The sequence below is a fragment of the Lysobacter antibioticus genome (assembly GCF_001442535.1).
GTDB classification, from domain to species: Bacteria; Pseudomonadota; Gammaproteobacteria; order Xanthomonadales; family Xanthomonadaceae; genus Lysobacter; species Lysobacter antibioticus.
The window spans coordinates 3,039,987-3,053,626 of the sequence record NZ_CP013141.1 but is presented as its reverse complement, the minus strand read 5'-3'; the positions used below and the strand labels follow the sequence as shown (position 1 = coordinate 3,053,626).

12 protein-coding genes are annotated in these 13,640 nt (G+C 67.1%); 8 read left to right on the top strand and 4 right to left on the bottom strand.

The annotated features are described in order from the left end of the window. Positions 1-6 precede the first annotated feature (6 nt). Together GLA29479_RS12395 and galU are read left to right on the top strand one after the other, a co-directional pair. Positions 7-1,917: a polysaccharide biosynthesis protein gene (locus GLA29479_RS12395; RefSeq protein WP_057971765.1), complete on the top strand. Its 1,911-nt coding sequence runs from the start codon at positions 7-9 to the stop codon at positions 1,915-1,917. After that, entirely contained in the window at positions 1,917-2,816 is a 900-nt protein-coding gene (gene galU, locus GLA29479_RS12390; protein WP_057971764.1) for a UTP--glucose-1-phosphate uridylyltransferase GalU, read from the top strand. The genes GLA29479_RS12395 and galU overlap by 1 nt, the downstream gene beginning before the upstream one ends. 75 nt (positions 2,817-2,891) lie before the next feature. Here the strand turns inward: galU and GLA29479_RS12385 are convergent, their stop codons facing one another. Then, on the bottom strand, positions 2,892-3,320 hold the full coding sequence (locus GLA29479_RS12385) for a hypothetical protein (RefSeq protein WP_057971763.1): 429 nt from the start codon (positions 3,318-3,320) through the stop codon (positions 2,892-2,894). A gap of 92 nt (positions 3,321-3,412) precedes the next feature. Between GLA29479_RS12385 and GLA29479_RS12380 the strand changes: the two genes are divergently transcribed. Both GLA29479_RS12380 and GLA29479_RS12375 read left to right on the top strand, forming a co-directional pair. Continuing rightward, the gene (locus tag GLA29479_RS12380) at positions 3,413-4,708 is read left to right on the top strand and encodes an NAD(P)/FAD-dependent oxidoreductase (RefSeq protein ID WP_057971762.1); all 1,296 of its coding nucleotides are present in this window, start codon (positions 3,413-3,415) and stop codon (positions 4,706-4,708) included. Next, on the top strand, positions 4,705-5,061 hold the full coding sequence (locus GLA29479_RS12375) for a tRNA-binding protein (protein WP_057917768.1): 357 nt from the start codon (positions 4,705-4,707) through the stop codon (positions 5,059-5,061). Before GLA29479_RS12380 ends, GLA29479_RS12375 begins: the two co-directional genes overlap by 4 nt. A gap of 290 nt (positions 5,062-5,351) precedes the next feature. Here GLA29479_RS12375 and GLA29479_RS12370 read toward each other — a convergent pair whose 3' ends face one another. The 3 genes from GLA29479_RS12370 to GLA29479_RS12360 form a co-directional block, all read right to left on the bottom strand. Beyond that, the gene (locus GLA29479_RS12370; protein ID WP_057917769.1) at positions 5,352-6,557 is read right to left on the bottom strand and encodes an acetyl-CoA C-acyltransferase; all 1,206 of its coding nucleotides are present in this window, start codon (positions 6,555-6,557) and stop codon (positions 5,352-5,354) included. A gap of 130 nt (positions 6,558-6,687) precedes the next feature. Further along, entirely contained in the window at positions 6,688-9,063 is a 2,376-nt protein-coding gene (locus tag GLA29479_RS12365; protein WP_057971761.1) for a 3-hydroxyacyl-CoA dehydrogenase/enoyl-CoA hydratase family protein, read from the bottom strand. A gap of 157 nt (positions 9,064-9,220) precedes the next feature. Then, positions 9,221-9,841, bottom strand: a complete 621-nt coding sequence (locus GLA29479_RS12360) for a TetR/AcrR family transcriptional regulator (RefSeq protein WP_057917771.1) — start codon at positions 9,839-9,841, stop codon at positions 9,221-9,223. Between the two features lie 250 nt (positions 9,842-10,091). On the opposite strand from GLA29479_RS12360, the gene ndk reads away from it, so the two are divergent. The 4 genes from ndk (at position 10,092) to GLA29479_RS12340 (ending at position 13,556) form a co-directional block, all read left to right on the top strand. After that, a complete protein-coding gene (ndk, locus tag GLA29479_RS12355) occupies positions 10,092-10,517 on the top strand; it encodes a nucleoside-diphosphate kinase (protein WP_031371654.1) in 426 nt (141 codons plus the stop codon). A 135-nt stretch (positions 10,518-10,652) separates the two neighbouring features. Then, on the top strand, positions 10,653-11,858 hold the full coding sequence (rlmN, locus tag GLA29479_RS12350; protein WP_057920025.1) for a dual-specificity RNA methyltransferase RlmN: 1,206 nt from the start codon (positions 10,653-10,655) through the stop codon (positions 11,856-11,858). Continuing rightward, the gene (locus tag GLA29479_RS12345; RefSeq protein WP_248842726.1) at positions 11,845-12,726 is read left to right on the top strand and encodes a tetratricopeptide repeat protein; all 882 of its coding nucleotides are present in this window, start codon (positions 11,845-11,847) and stop codon (positions 12,724-12,726) included. The genes rlmN and GLA29479_RS12345 overlap by 14 nt, the downstream gene beginning before the upstream one ends. A 2-nt stretch (positions 12,727-12,728) precedes the next feature. Further along, complete coding sequence (locus GLA29479_RS12340) at positions 12,729-13,556, top strand: RodZ domain-containing protein (RefSeq protein WP_057971760.1); 828 nt, start codon at positions 12,729-12,731, stop codon at positions 13,554-13,556. Positions 13,557-13,640: the final 84 nt, after the last annotated feature.

Genomic DNA, 13,640 nt, shown 5'->3' with positions numbered 1-13,640 from the left:
CAGGGAATGAGTTCATTGCGCGATCGTCTGAAAGGCGGCCTGCCCCGGTTGGCGGTGGTTGCGCACGATCTCGCGATGGTCTGGCTGGTCTGGCAGGCGCTGCACAAGCTGCGCTTCGGCATCACCGCGACTCCTCCGACCCTGCCGCTGTGGTCGACCGAGATCGCCCTGGTCCTGGCCGCGCAAGGCCTGGTGTTCTGGCAGGTCGGTCTGTACCGCGGCCTGTGGCGTTTCGCCGGGGTGCCCGACCTGTGGAACATCTTCAAGGCCTGCATGCTGGGCCTGTTCGCGATCGTCCTGGGCCTGTTCCTCTATAACCGCGTCGATGCCGTGCCGCGCACCGTGCTGGTGCTGTACCCGCTGGTGCTGATGGGCATGCTGGGCGCGCCGCGCCTGCTGTACAGGGCCTGGAAGGACAGCCGCATCGACAGCGCCAATGCGGTTTCGGTAAGGATCCTGATCCTCGGTGCCGGCCGCGCCGGCGAAGCGTTGGTTCGCGACCTGCGCCGTTTCGGCACCTATCACCCGGTCGGCTTCCTCGACGATGCCGCGCGTCTGCGCGGCAGCAAGGTCCAGGGCGTGCCGGTGCTCGGCAACGTCGACGACGTCGCCGAGATCGCGCGCGAGACCGCGGCCAAGCTGCTGGTCATCGCCATGCCCTCGGCCGACGCCAATGCGATGCAGCGCGTGGTCATGGCCTGCGAACGCACCGGCGTGCCGTTTCGGATGGTGCCGCGCCTGCAAGACGTGCTCGAAGGGCGATCGCTGCCCGGCGAGCTCAAGGAAGTCGCGATTGAGGACTTGCTCGGCCGCAAGCCGGTGTTGCCGGATTGGAAGGCGATCCGCGCCTGGCTCGGCGCGCGTTCGGTCCTGGTGACCGGCGCTGGCGGCTCGATCGGTTCCGAGCTGTGCCGCCAGTGCGCGCGCCATGGCGCCGGGCGCATCGCCCTGATCGAGATCGACGAGCTGGCCCTGGTCACCACCGAGACCGCGCTGCGCCGCGATTTCCCCGACGTCGAATTCATTCCGATCCTCGGCGACTGCGGCGACAAGGCGCTCATCGAATACGCCCTCAAGCTGGCCTCGCCCGACGCCGCTTTCCACGCCGCCGCCTACAAGCAGGTGCCGTTGCTGGAAGCGCAGCTGCGCGAGGCGGTGCGCAACAACGTGCTGACCACCGAAACGGTGGCGCGCGCCTGCCGCGCGGCCGGCGTCGGCACCTTCGTGCTGATTTCCACCGACAAGGCGGTCGACCCGGTCAACGTGCTCGGCGCGACCAAGCGCCTGGCCGAGATGACCTGCCAGTCGTTGGCCGACCAGCGCGCCACCCGTTTCGTCACGGTGCGCTTCGGCAACGTGCTCGACTCGGCCGGCAGCGTGGTGCCGCTGTTCCGCGAACAGATCCGCAGCGGCGGCCCGGTCACCGTTACCGATCCGGAGGTCACGCGTTTCTTCATGACCATTCCGGAAGCCTGCCAGTTGATCCTGCAGGCTTCGGCGATCGGCACCCACGAGGCGATCTACACCCTCGACATGGGCGAGCCGGTGCCGATCCGCCTGCTCGCCGAGCAGATGATCCGCCTGGCCGGCAAGACGCCGGGCCGCGATGTCGCCATCGTCTATACCGGCCTGCGCCCGGGCGAGAAGCTGCACGAGACCTTGTTCCACGCCGACGAGCGTTATCGTCCGACGGTGCATCCGAAGATTCTCCAGGCCGAGCCGCGCGACGTCGCCTCGGTGGCCTTGGAAAACTCCTTGCAGCAACTGCGCGAGGCTTCGATCCGCTACGACCGCGAGGCGCTCAGCACGCTGCTGCGCATCGCTGTGCCGGAGTTCCGTCCGGTCGGTGAACATCCCGATTACAAGGAATCGGCTACGGTGGTGGCATTCCCCGCCCGTAACGCCAGGAAGATTTGATGGCCGCACGTATTCGCAAGGCTGTTTTTCCGGTCGCCGGACTCGGCACCCGTTTTCTCCCCGCGACCAAGACCGTGCCGAAGGAAATGCTGCCGATCATCGATCGGCCGCTGATCCAGTACGCCGTCGACGAAGCGATCGAGGCCGGTTGCGACACCCTGGTCTTCATCACCAACCGCTACAAGCACGCGGTTGCCGATTATTTCGACAAGGCCTACGAGCTCGAACACAAGCTCGAACGCTCCGGTAAGACCGAACAACTCGAACTGATCCGCAACGTGCTGCCCAGCGGCGTGCGCGCGGTGTTCGTGACCCAGGCCGAAGCGCTGGGCCTGGGCCACGCGGTGCTGTGCGCCAAGGAAGTGATCGGCAACGAACCCTTTGCGGTGCTGCTGCCCGACGACGTGATCTGGAACCGCGGCCCGGGCGCGCTCAAGCAGATGGCCGATGCCGCGCAGAGCAGCGGCGCCAGCGTGATCGCCGTGCAGGACGTGCCGCGCGAACAGACCGCCAGCTACGGCATCGTCGCCACCGACGCCTTCCAGGCCCGACAGGGCCGGATCCGTGCCATCGTCGAAAAGCCCGAGCCGGACGTGGCGCCGAGTACGCTCGCCGTGGTCGGTCGTTACGTGCTCAATCCGGGCATCTTCGAACTGCTCGAAACCACCACGCCGGGCGCCGGCGGCGAGATCCAGCTCACCGACGCCATCGCGACCCTGCTCGAACGCGAGACCGTCAACGCCTACCGTTTCCAGGGCACGCGCTTCGACTGCGGTACCCACCTGGGGTTGATCGAAGCCACGATCCGTTACGCCCTCGACCACGAAAAGCTCAGCGACTCGGCGCGCCAGTTGATGCAGAACGCGCTCAACGAACTCGGTGTCGAAGACCTCGAGTAACTCCGTCCGAGGGCACGATCGTGCGATTCATGGGCCGCGAATGCGGCCCACTTCGTTTTCGAGCACTGGCCGCGGTCAACTGAGCCAGATCCAGGCCGCTACGGCCGCCGCGGCGAATGCTCCGGCGGCGCTTTGCGCGATACGGCCCAGGCGCTCACTGCGCTGCGACCACTGCAATGCGGCCTGTTCGCGCAGCACCCGCACGTCGCGGTATGTCTTCCAGGCGCGCGGCGGAAACCGGCCTTCCTCGCGTGCGGCCCGGCCGAGCCGGCGCAGGCTGCGTCCCCACAGGACGCTCGGCAAGGCCGGCATGATCAGCATCGCGGCGATCGCCCCGCGCAGCCAGCGCCGCGCTTCCTGTGGCGCGCTCGCCAGCGCATGCGCCTGCACCGTCTGCAGCCAGCCGTGCAACAGCCACAGTCCGATCGCACAAGCGCCCAGGAGCGCGGCCAGCAGGCACAGGCTGCGTCTGCGGTAGGCTAGGTCGGCGCGGTGGATTTCCATCGTCTGCGTCTCGGCGTTCGGTGTGGCGGCGCGGTCAGGCACCGGTCGCCGCGACGGCCGACCGGCATCATCAAACCCGTTGCGACCCGCTCATGTCCATACCTGCCGAAAGCTATTACCGCGCCAGTCTCGAACGCCAGCCTTCGTGGTCCGAGCTCGAAGGAAAGCGCCAAGCGCGGGTGTGCGTGATCGGCGGCGGTTTCGCCGGGCTCAACACCGCCCTGGGCTTGGCCGAGCGCGACCTGGGCCAGGTGACCCTGATCGAAGCGCAGGAGATCGGTCACGGCGCCTCGGGCCGCAACGGCGGCTTCGTGTTCGGCGGCTTCTCGCGCGGCGAGGACGCGTTGCTGCGCGAGTTGGGGCCGCAACGCGCCCGCGCGCTGTACGCCGGCACCACCGACGCGGTCGAGCTGATCCGCTCGCGTATCCATCGCCACGGCATCGCCTGCGATGCCACCGAGGCCGGGGTGATCTGGGCCAACTGGTTTCGCGATCCCGAGGTCTTGCGCTCGCGCCAGGCCTTGTTGGCCGAGCATTACGGCGTCGACTGGCAATGGTGGTCGCGCGAACGCCTGCGCGAGCAGGTGCGCAGCGAGCGCTATCACGAGGCCCTGTTCGAACCGCAGGCTTTGCATTTTCATCCGCTCAAGTACGCGCACGGGCTGGCGAGCCTGGCCGAGAACCTGGGCGTCGCCGTGCACGAACGTACGCCGGCGCTCGCACTGGAACGCCAAGGGGCGGCTTGGCGGATCAAGACCGAACGCGGTGAGATCGAGGCCGAGCAAATCGTGTTGGCCTGCGGCGGATACCTGGCCGGTCTGCGCCGCGAGGTCGATGCCGGGGTGATGCCGATCGCGACCTATGTGATGGTGACCGAACCCCTCGGCGACCGGCTCGATAGCGCCTTGCATACACGTGCCGCGGTCTACGACACGCGTTTCGCCTTCGACTACTATCGGCCGCTGCCGGATACGCGCCTGCTCTGGGGTGGACGCATCTCGGTGCTGGATCGCTCGCCTGAAGCGGTGAAACGCTTGCTCTACCGCGACCTGCTCAAGGTGTTTCCGCAATTGGCCGGTGCCCGGGTCGACTACGCCTGGTCGGGCTTGATGAGCTATGCGCGTCATCAGATGCCTCAGGTCGGCCGTATCGGCGAGGGTCTGTGGCTGGCCCAGGCCTTTGGTGGACACGGCGTCGCGCCGACCACTTTCGCCGGCGAGACCGTCGCCGCCGCGATTGCCCACGGCGACGAGCGTTGGCGCGAGCTGTCCGATTACGGCCTGGTCTCGGCGATGAAACCCGCCGGCCTGTTGGCGGCGCAACTGAGCTACCTCTGGGCGCAATTCAAGGACGCCTACAAAGAACGCAGCGAAAGGAAACCAGGATGAGCGATACGAACAGCGACGAGGCGGGCCTGATCGCTTGGAGCGACTTCGAGAAAGTCGTGCTCTGCGCCGGCACCGTCACCCAGGTCGAGGAATTTCCGCAGGCGCGCAAGCCGGCCTGGAAGCTGTGGGTCGACTTCGGCCCGCACGGCCTGCGCAAGACCAGCGCGCAGATCCGCGATCTGTATTCGGCCGAGGAACTGGTCGGGCGGCAGATCGTCGGGGTGATCAATTTCCCGCCGAAGCAGATCGGGCCGTTCGTGTCCGAGTTCCTGCTGACCGGTTTTCCGACCGATGACGGCGTGGTCATCACCACCCTCGAGCGGCCGGTGCCTAACGGTACGCGCTTGGCTTGAATGCCAGCGTTCTCTCGTGCAGTCCGGTTTCAAGGGTAGGCGCGGCGCAAGCCGCGATTGAGCGAAGTCGTGTTCGCAAGCAGTACGATCGAAGCCGGGACATCCGGCGCATTTGCCAAGCCGCGCCGGAGAGTCTGGCTTCGGGAGAAAGACGTGGTATTTCACCGCTGCGGTTGATCGTGGCTTGCGCCGCGCCTACCCTGAAAGCGGAGGCGCGGCATCTGAAAACGAAAAACCCCGGAGCGATCCGGGGTTCTCGTGCCTAAGACCCGCTCGCGGGCCGCGGCCGATTACAGCGCTTCGAACACGCCGGCCGCGCCCATGCCGGTGCCGATGCACATCGTCACCAGGCCGTACTTCTGCTTACGGCGCTGCAGACCGTGCACGATCGTGGCGGTGCGGACCGCACCGGTCGCGCCGAGCGGGTGGCCGAGCGCGATCGCGCCGCCGAGCGGGTTGACCTTGGACGGGTCGAGGTCGCTGTCGCGGATCACCGCCAGCGCCTGCGCGGCGAAGGCTTCGTTGAGCTCGATCCAGTCGATCTGGTCCTTGGTCAGGCCGGCCTGCTTGAGCGCCTTCGGAATCGCGGCGATCGGGCCGATGCCCATCACTTCCGGACGCACGCCGGCGACCGAGAAGCTGACGAAGCGGGCGAGCGGGGTCAGGCCGTAGTCCTTGACCGCCTGACCGGAGGCCAGCAACACCGCCGCGGCGCCGTCGCTCATCTGCGAACTGGTGCCGGCGGTGACGCTGCCGCCGAACTGGCCGTTGCGGAACACCGGCTTGAGCTTGGCAAGCGCTTCCAGCGAGGCGTCCGGGCGCGGGCCCTCGTCGAGTTCGATCAGGCTCTTGCGCAGCTTGATCGTATTGCCCGACAGATCCGGCACGTGCGAGACGACTTCGAGCGGGCTGATTTCGTTCTTGAACTCGCCGGCCTGGATCGCGGCGATGGCCTTCTGGTGCGAGGCCAGCGCGAACGCATCCTGGTCTTCGCGCGAGATCTTCCACTCCTCGGCGACCTTCTCGGCGGTGATGCCCATGCCGTAGGCGATGGCGACGTGGTCGTCGTTGAACACCGACGGGCTCAGCGCGACCTTGTTGCCCATCATCGGCACCATCGACATCGACTCGGTGCCGCCGGCCAGCATCAGGTCGGCGTTGCCCAGGCGGATTTCGTTGGCCGCCAGCGCCACGGCCTGCAGGCCGGACGAGCAGAAGCGGTTGATGGTCTGCGCGGCGATGGTGTTCGGCAGGCCGGCCAGCAGCACGCCGATGCGCGCCACGTTCATGCCTTGCTCGCCCTCGGGCATGGCGCAGCCGATGATCGCATCGTCGATGCGGTTGACGTCGATGCCCGGCGCCTGCGCGATCACGGACTTGAGCACGTGGGCGAGCATGTCGTCGGGACGGGTATTGCGGAACACGCCGCGCGGGGCCTTGCCGACCGGCGTACGGGTAGCGGCGACGATGTAGGCTTCCTGGATCTGCTTGCTCATTGGATTCTCCGGAGGCGGGAATCGGGGATCGGGAATCGGGAATCGCAAGAGCAAACGCTCATGGTTCCCGCCCGGTCGCCGTATCCCGCTTTAACGATTCTCGATTCTCAATTCCCGATTCCCGTTGCGCTCAGTTGCGCAACGGCTTACCGGTCTTGAGCATGTGCGCGATGCGCTCTTGGGTCTTCGGCATCTGCGCCAGGGCGACGAAATGCTCGCGTTCGAGCTTGAGCAGCCATTCCTCGTCGACCAGCGCACCGCGATCGACTTCGCCGCCGCAGATGACGGTGGCGATGCGGCTGGCGATCTCGTAGTCGTGCGGCGAGATGAAGCGGCCTTCGAGCATGTTGACCAGCAGCATCTTGAAGGTGGCGATGCCGACGTCGCCGGCGACCTGGATGCGGCGGCCGGGCAGGGGCGGGCGGTAGCCGCTTTCGGCCAGCGCGCGCGCCTGCGCCTTGGCCACGTGCAGCAGTTCGAAAGCGTTGAAGACGACGCCGTCGCCGTCGCGGGCGAGCTTGAGTTCGCGCGCTTCGAAGGCCGAGGCCGAGACCTTGCCCATCGCCACGCTCTCGAACGCGGTCTTGAGCTCGGCGAACACGTCGCCGCCCGGACCGGCCGCGTCGGAGGCGCGCACCGCGAACTCCTTCAGGCCGCCACCGGCCGGCAGCAGGCCGACGCCGGCCTCGACCAGGCCGATGTAGCTTTCCAGCGCGAACACCGTGCGCGCCGAATGCATCTGGAACTCGCAACCGCCGCCGAGCGCCAGGCCGCGCACCGCCGCGACCACCGGCACCAGCGAGTACTTGATGCGCTGGCTGGTGGCCTGGAAGTTGGCGACCATCGCCTCGAAGCCCTTGAGGTCGCCGGCCTGCAGCAGACCCAGCGCGCCGGACAGGTCGGCGCCGGCCGAGAACGGCTCCTTCGGCTGCCAGATCACCACGCCCTTGAACTTCTTCTCGGCGATGGCGATGGCTTCCTGGATGCCGTTGAGCACGTGGTCGTTGACCGTGTGCATCTTGGTCTTGAAGCTGATCACGGCGATGTCGTCGCCGTCGTCGGCCCACAGGCGGATGCCGTCGTTCTCGAACACGGTCTGGCCCTGCGAGAAACGCTCGCCGAGCAGCGCGTCGGGGAAGCGCTGGCGCGCGTACACCGGGTTGGACGAGCGCGGCACCTGGGCATTACGGCCCGGGCTGTAGCTGCCGTCCTTGCCGTGCACGCCGTCGCGGCCGTCGAACACCCAGTTCGGCAGCGGTGCGCTGGCCATGGCCTTGCCGGCGACGATGTCCTCGGCGATCCAGTCGGCGACCTGCTTCCAGCCCGCGGCCTGCCAGGTCTCGAACGGGCCGAGCGACCAGCCGTAGCCCCAGCGCATGGCGAAATCGACGTCGCGCGCGGTGTCGGCGATGGTTTCCAGGTGGAAGGCGCTGTAGTGGAAGCTGTCGCGGAACACCGCCCACAGGAACTGCGCCTGCGGATGTTCGCTGGCGCGCAGCGCGGCGAACTTCTTGGCCGGGTCTTTTTCCTTGAGCAGGGCGGCGATGTCGGCGTCGAGCTCGCCGGCCGAGGCGCGGTAATCCTGCGCCTTCAGATCCAGCACCAGGATGTCCTTGCCGCGCTTGGTGTAAACGCCGGCGCCGGTCTTCTGGCCGAGCGCGCCCTTGCCGATCAGCGCCGACAGCCACTTCGGCGCCTGGAAGTAGGAATGCCACGGGTCGTCGGGCAGGGTGTCGGCCATCGTCTTGATGACGTGGGCCATGGTGTCCAGGCCGACCACGTCGGCGGTGCGGAAGGTCGCCGACTTCGGGCGGCCGATCGCCGGGCCGGTCAGGGCGTCGACGGTGTCGAAGCCGAGGCCGAACTGCTCGGTGTGGTGCATCGCGGCCAGCATCGAGAACACGCCGATGCGGTTGCCGATGAAGTTCGGGGTGTCCTTGGCGATCACCACGCCCTTGCCGAGGGTGGTGGTCAGGAAGGTTTCCAGGCCTTCCAGTACCGCCGCGTCGGTGGTCTTGGCCGGGATCAGCTCGGCCAGGTGCATGTAGCGCGGCGGGTTGAAGAAGTGCACGCCGAGGAAGCGATGGCGCAGCTGCTCGGGCAGCACTTCGGCGAGCTTGTTGATGCCCAGGCCGGAGGTGTTGGAAGCCAGCACGGCATGGTCGGGCACGTAGTCGGCGATCTTCTTGTACAGGTCCTGCTTCCAGTCCATGCGCTCGGCGATGGCCTCGATGACCAGGTCGCAACCGCGCAGCTGTTCCAGGCCGGTGTCGTAGTTGGCGGCGGTCAGGCGCTCGGCCAGAGCCTTGCTGGCCAGCGGCGCCGGGCTCAGCTTGGCCAGGTTGGCGATGGCCTTGTTGACGATACCGTTGGGGTCGCCTTCCTTCGCGGCCAGGTCGAACAACACCGTGTCGACGCCGGCATTGGTGAGGTGCGCGGCGATCTGGGCGCCCATGACGCCGGCCCCGAGGACCGCGGCACGGCGGACAAGCAATTGCTTAGACATCGTCTACAACTCCTTGAAGAAAAACGGAAATCTTGGATGTGGGCGAGGGGAGAGGGCGGGAGCCCGGAGAGAGGTCCGGGAGGCAGTCCGGGAACGACCGGCAGCGCGAGGCCGTCCGGCGATGCCGGTCCCCGCCGGGACCGGCATCCGGCGCCGCTCAGCTCTTGAAGCCGGCGGCGGCGAAACGGATCAGTTCGCGGGCCGCACGCTCACGGTGCGCCGCTTCGGTGACACCGGCGGGTCGCTTGATCAGGCCGAAATCGGCCATGGCATAGGTCAGCGAACCGGCCAGGAAGTCCAGGCGCCAGTACAGCTCCTCTTTGCTGAGGTTCGGCACCGCGCCGGCGATGGCCTTGGCGAATTCGCGCAGGACATGGCCGTAGTGGTCGGAGAGGAATTTGCGCAGGCTGTCGTTCTTCTCGGCGTAGGCGCGGGCGATCACCCGCACGAAGGCGCCGCCGCCGTTGCGGTCCTGGGCCAGGGCCAGGGCGGGTTCGACGAAGGCGGCCAGGATCGGTTCGAGCTCGCCGGGGTGCTGTTCGACCGCGGTCTTGAGCGCGCCCATGCGTTGCTCGGTCATCTCGTCCATGCGCCGGCGGAACACCTCGTTGACGAGGTTTTCCTTGCTGCCGAAGTGGTAATTGACCGCGGCGATGTTGACGTCGGCGCGGCTGGTGACCTGGCGCAGCGAGGTACCGGTGAAGCCGAACTGGGCGAACAGCTCTTCGGCGGCGCCGAGGATGCGGTCCTTGGTCGAAAAATGGGCGGTCGTGCTCATGAGGTGCGGGCTACTCCTGGACGACCGCCGCGGCGGCCTGAATCAAACGCTTGTTTGATGCTAGTCCGGCTCCCGGGAATCGTCAATCTCGGAGCCGTCTGAGCCCTCGCGCTGGCCTGCGGGAGGATGTAAACCAAGTGATTATTCCGTTAGAATTACCGCAGCCATATCGGCTAAACCCGCGTCCCGTCGCGGGTTTTCTGTTATTCTCGGGCCGACCGTAAGCGGCCCGCCTACCCGGAGACTTTCCATGGCGCTGGAGCGCACCCTGTCCATCATCAAGCCCGACGCCGTTGCCAAGAACGTAGTCGGCGAGATCTACACCCGTTTCGAGAAGGCCGGCCTGAAGGTCGTCGCCGCCAAGATGAAGCACCTCTCGAAGCAGGAAGCCGAAGGTTTCTACGCCGTGCACCGCGAGCGTCCGTTCTTCGCCGCCCTGGTCGAGTTCATGATCAGCGGTCCGGTGATGATCCAGGCGCTGCAGGGCGACAACGCCGTGCTCAAGAACCGCGAGCTGATGGGCGCCACCAATCCGAAGGACGCAGCGCCGGGCACGATCCGCGCCGACTTCGCCGACAGCATCGACGCCAACGCCGTGCACGGTTCGGACAGCCTGGAGAATGCCGCGATCGAAATCGCGTACTTCTTCCCGGCCACCGACGTCTACGCGCGCTAAGCGAAACCTTAGAGCACGCCAGTGAACGACATCCGCGACAACGCCAACGATCTTCCTCTTGCCGGCACCGCGCAGGCGACGGAAACCGCGGCCGCGCGCGCGGATGTCGCCGGCACCCCGGGCGCGATCCCGAGCGTGCTGGTCGGTAACGCGGCGGCGCCGGCTTCGGCCGGCACCGTCGTGCCCGACAACGGCAAGACCAACCTGTTCGATTTCGACCGCGTGCAACTCGAGGATTTCTTCGAGCAGACGCTGGGCGAAAAGCGCTATCGCGCGCACCAGGTGATGAAGTGGATCCATCACCGCTACGTCACCGACTTCAACGACATGACCGACCTGGGCAAGGCCCTGCGCGGCAAGCTCGAGGCGCATGCGCAAGTGCGCGCGCCGATGGTCATCTTCGACAAGCCCTCCACCGACGGCACCCACAAGTGGCTGCTCGGCATGGACGCGAAGAACGCCATCGAGGCGGTGTACATCCCCGACAAGGGCCGCGGCACGCTGTGCGTGTCCTCGCAGGTCGGCTGCGCGCTGAACTGCCAGTTCTGCTCGACCGCGACCCAGGGCTTCAACCGCAACCTGTCGACCGCCGAGATCATCGGCCAGGTCTGGGTGGCGGCGCGTCACCTCGGCAACGTCCCGCACCAGCAGCGCAAGCTCACCAACGTGGTGATGATGGGCATGGGCGAGCCGCTGATGAATTTCGACAACGTCGTGCGCGCCATGAGCATCATGCGCGACGACCTCGGCTACGGCCTGGCCAACAAGCGGGTGACCCTGTCGACCGCTGGCATGGTGCCGATGATCGACAAGCTCGGCGAAGTCAGCGACGTCTCGCTGGCGGTGTCGCTGCACGCGCCGAACGACGAGCTGCGCACCGAGCTGGTGCCGCTCAACAAGAAATACCCGATCGAGCAGTTGATGGACGCCTGCGTGCGCTACGCGCTGCGCAAGCGCGGCACCTCGGTGACCTTCGAGTACACCCTGATGAAGGGCGTCAACGATCAACCGACCCACGCGCGCCAGCTGGTCCGTCTGCTGCGCCAGTTCGACAACGCGGTGCAGATGAAGGACGCCGCCAAGGTCAACCTGATTCCGTTCAACCCGTTCCCGGGCACCCGCTTCGAGCGACCGGACGAGACCGCCATTCGCGCGTTCCAGAAACTGCTCAACGATGCCGGCATGATCGCGCCGGTGCGCCGCACCCGCGGCGACGACATCGACGCGGCCTGCGGCCAGCTCAAGGGTCAGGTCATGGACCGCACCCGGCGCCAGGCCGACTTCCGTAAACAACTGCAAGCCCAAGGCCTCGACCAGGATGTCGGCGATGCTGCTGCCTGAGGTTCCGCGCTCCACCGCATCGAACCGCCTTCCCGCCGCGCCGCGCGTCCGCGCCGTGCGCACCATCGTCCTGTTGACCGTCGTCGTTCTCGCGGCGAGCGCCTGCAACCGGCTCAGCTTCATCCGTCCGAACATGGAGCGCAAAGGCTTCAAGCAGACGGCGGTGGAGTACGACATCGGCGACAAGCGCGGCGGCCGCAGCGGCGGCGAAGCCAGCGCGCTGGGCCGCATCCAGTCCGCGCAGAGCCATCTGATGGCCGGCGACCGCGACAAGGCCCGCTCCGAGATCAAGCAGGCCCTGCAGTTCGATTCGAAATCGGCCGAGGCCTATAGCCTGCTGGCGGTGATGGCCGAGCAGGACGGCAACAACGCCCAGGCCGGCGCCCATTACCGCAAGGCCGCCGAACTGGCGCCCGACCGCGGCGCCGCACTCAACAACTACGGCGTCTGGCTGTGCGCGAACAACCGCGCCAGCGAGGGCCTGACCTGGTTCGACAAAGCCCTGGCGGATCCGCGCTACGGGACCCCGGCGGTGGTGCTGGCCAACAGCGGCGCCTGCGCCGACACGCTGGGGCAGGGCGAGCGCGCCGATCGCGACCTGCGTCTGGCGATCTCGCTCGAGCCGACCAACGCCATGGCGCTGGGCGCGATGGCCAAGCGGCAGCTGCGTTTGGGCAATGCCTTCGAGGCGAGGGCCTTTTCTGAACGCCGGCTGGCCGTTGAGCCAATCACAGCTGAAGCGCTGATGACTGCGTCACAGATCGAACAAAAACTCGGCGACACGGCTGCCGCCGCAAGATACGTTCAGCGAATGAGGGCGGAGTTCCCTGACGCGCAGGGCTCCGGAACGGGGGATGGCGGTAGGTGAAGATGCAGTCGAACGAATTCGCGCCTGAAGGCGGCGGAAGCTGTGGCGCGCGTCTGAAACAGGCCCGCGAGGCAGCGGGGCTGTCCATCGAAGACGTCGCGGCACGGCTGAAAATGCCGTCGCGGGTAGTGCAGTCGCTGGAAAACGACGATACCGCGAGCACCGGTGCGCCGGTCTTCGTGCGCGGCCAATTGCGCAGCTACGCGCGTCTGGTCGGCATCGATCTGGAAGACCAGCTCAGCGGCACACCGCTCGCTTCGACCGCACCGTCGGAACTGATCAGCCATACCCACACGCCGCGCTACCGCCGCGTGTACGAACAGACCACCCGCCGCGCCATCTACATCGTGATGACCGCGGCGATCACGGTGCCGGTGATCCTGGCGACGCGGCCGCACCTGAGCAACAGCGGCAACGTGCAATCGCTGGAAATGCCCGCGAACCCGGTCGGTGCCGAGCACGGCGCGGCGCAGACCACGCAATCGTCCAAGGCCGCGGCCACGCCGCCGCAGCGCACGCCCCTGGTCGCCTCGATGGCGCCGGCGCTGTCGCAGATCCAGGCCAGCAAGACCCTGACCCTGAATTTCACCGGCGAAAGCTGGATGCAAGTGCGCGGAACCGGCGGCCAGGTGCTCGACGAGGGCACCGTCCAGGCCGGCCAGGTGCGCAGCTACACCCTCGGCGAGGTCGGCTACGTCAAGCTCGGCAACGCCTCCGGCGTGGAAGTCCGCAAGACCGGCGAGTCGGTCGATCTGGCGCCGTTCAGCCGCGGAAGCGTGGCCCGCTTTACGCTATCCTCTGACGGTTCCCTCGCGCCAGCGTCTAATTGATCCGCGCTGCGGGTTCGCGACCATCACCGGCCCGCGTTGCGGGCCGGTCCTCATTGACTTCGGCTTCGCCCTCGCGGGCGAGGA

Coding starts and splice junctions, on each gene's coding strand:
- GLA29479_RS12375 (WP_057917768.1), top strand. CDS start 4,705: ATGAGCGATACGAACAGCGACGAGGCGGGCCTGATCGCTTGGAGCGAC.
- GLA29479_RS12395 (WP_057971765.1), top strand. CDS start 7: ATGAGTTCATTGCGCGATCGTCTGAAAGGCGGCCTGCCCCGGTTGGCG.
- GLA29479_RS12385 (WP_057971763.1), bottom strand. CDS start 3,320: ATGGAAATCCACCGCGCCGACCTAGCCTACCGCAGACGCAGCCTGTGC.
- ndk (WP_031371654.1), top strand. CDS start 10,092: ATGGCGCTGGAGCGCACCCTGTCCATCATCAAGCCCGACGCCGTTGCC.
- GLA29479_RS12365 (WP_057971761.1), bottom strand. CDS start 9,063: ATGTCTAAGCAATTGCTTGTCCGCCGTGCCGCGGTCCTCGGGGCCGGC.
- GLA29479_RS12345 (WP_248842726.1), top strand. CDS start 11,845: ATGCTGCTGCCTGAGGTTCCGCGCTCCACCGCATCGAACCGCCTTCCC.
- GLA29479_RS12380 (WP_057971762.1), top strand. CDS start 3,413: ATGTCCATACCTGCCGAAAGCTATTACCGCGCCAGTCTCGAACGCCAG.
- GLA29479_RS12370 (WP_057917769.1), bottom strand. CDS start 6,557: ATGAGCAAGCAGATCCAGGAAGCCTACATCGTCGCCGCTACCCGTACG.
- galU (WP_057971764.1), top strand. CDS start 1,917: ATGGCCGCACGTATTCGCAAGGCTGTTTTTCCGGTCGCCGGACTCGGC.
- GLA29479_RS12360 (WP_057917771.1), bottom strand. CDS start 9,841: ATGAGCACGACCGCCCATTTTTCGACCAAGGACCGCATCCTCGGCGCC.
- GLA29479_RS12340 (WP_057971760.1), top strand. CDS start 12,729: ATGCAGTCGAACGAATTCGCGCCTGAAGGCGGCGGAAGCTGTGGCGCG.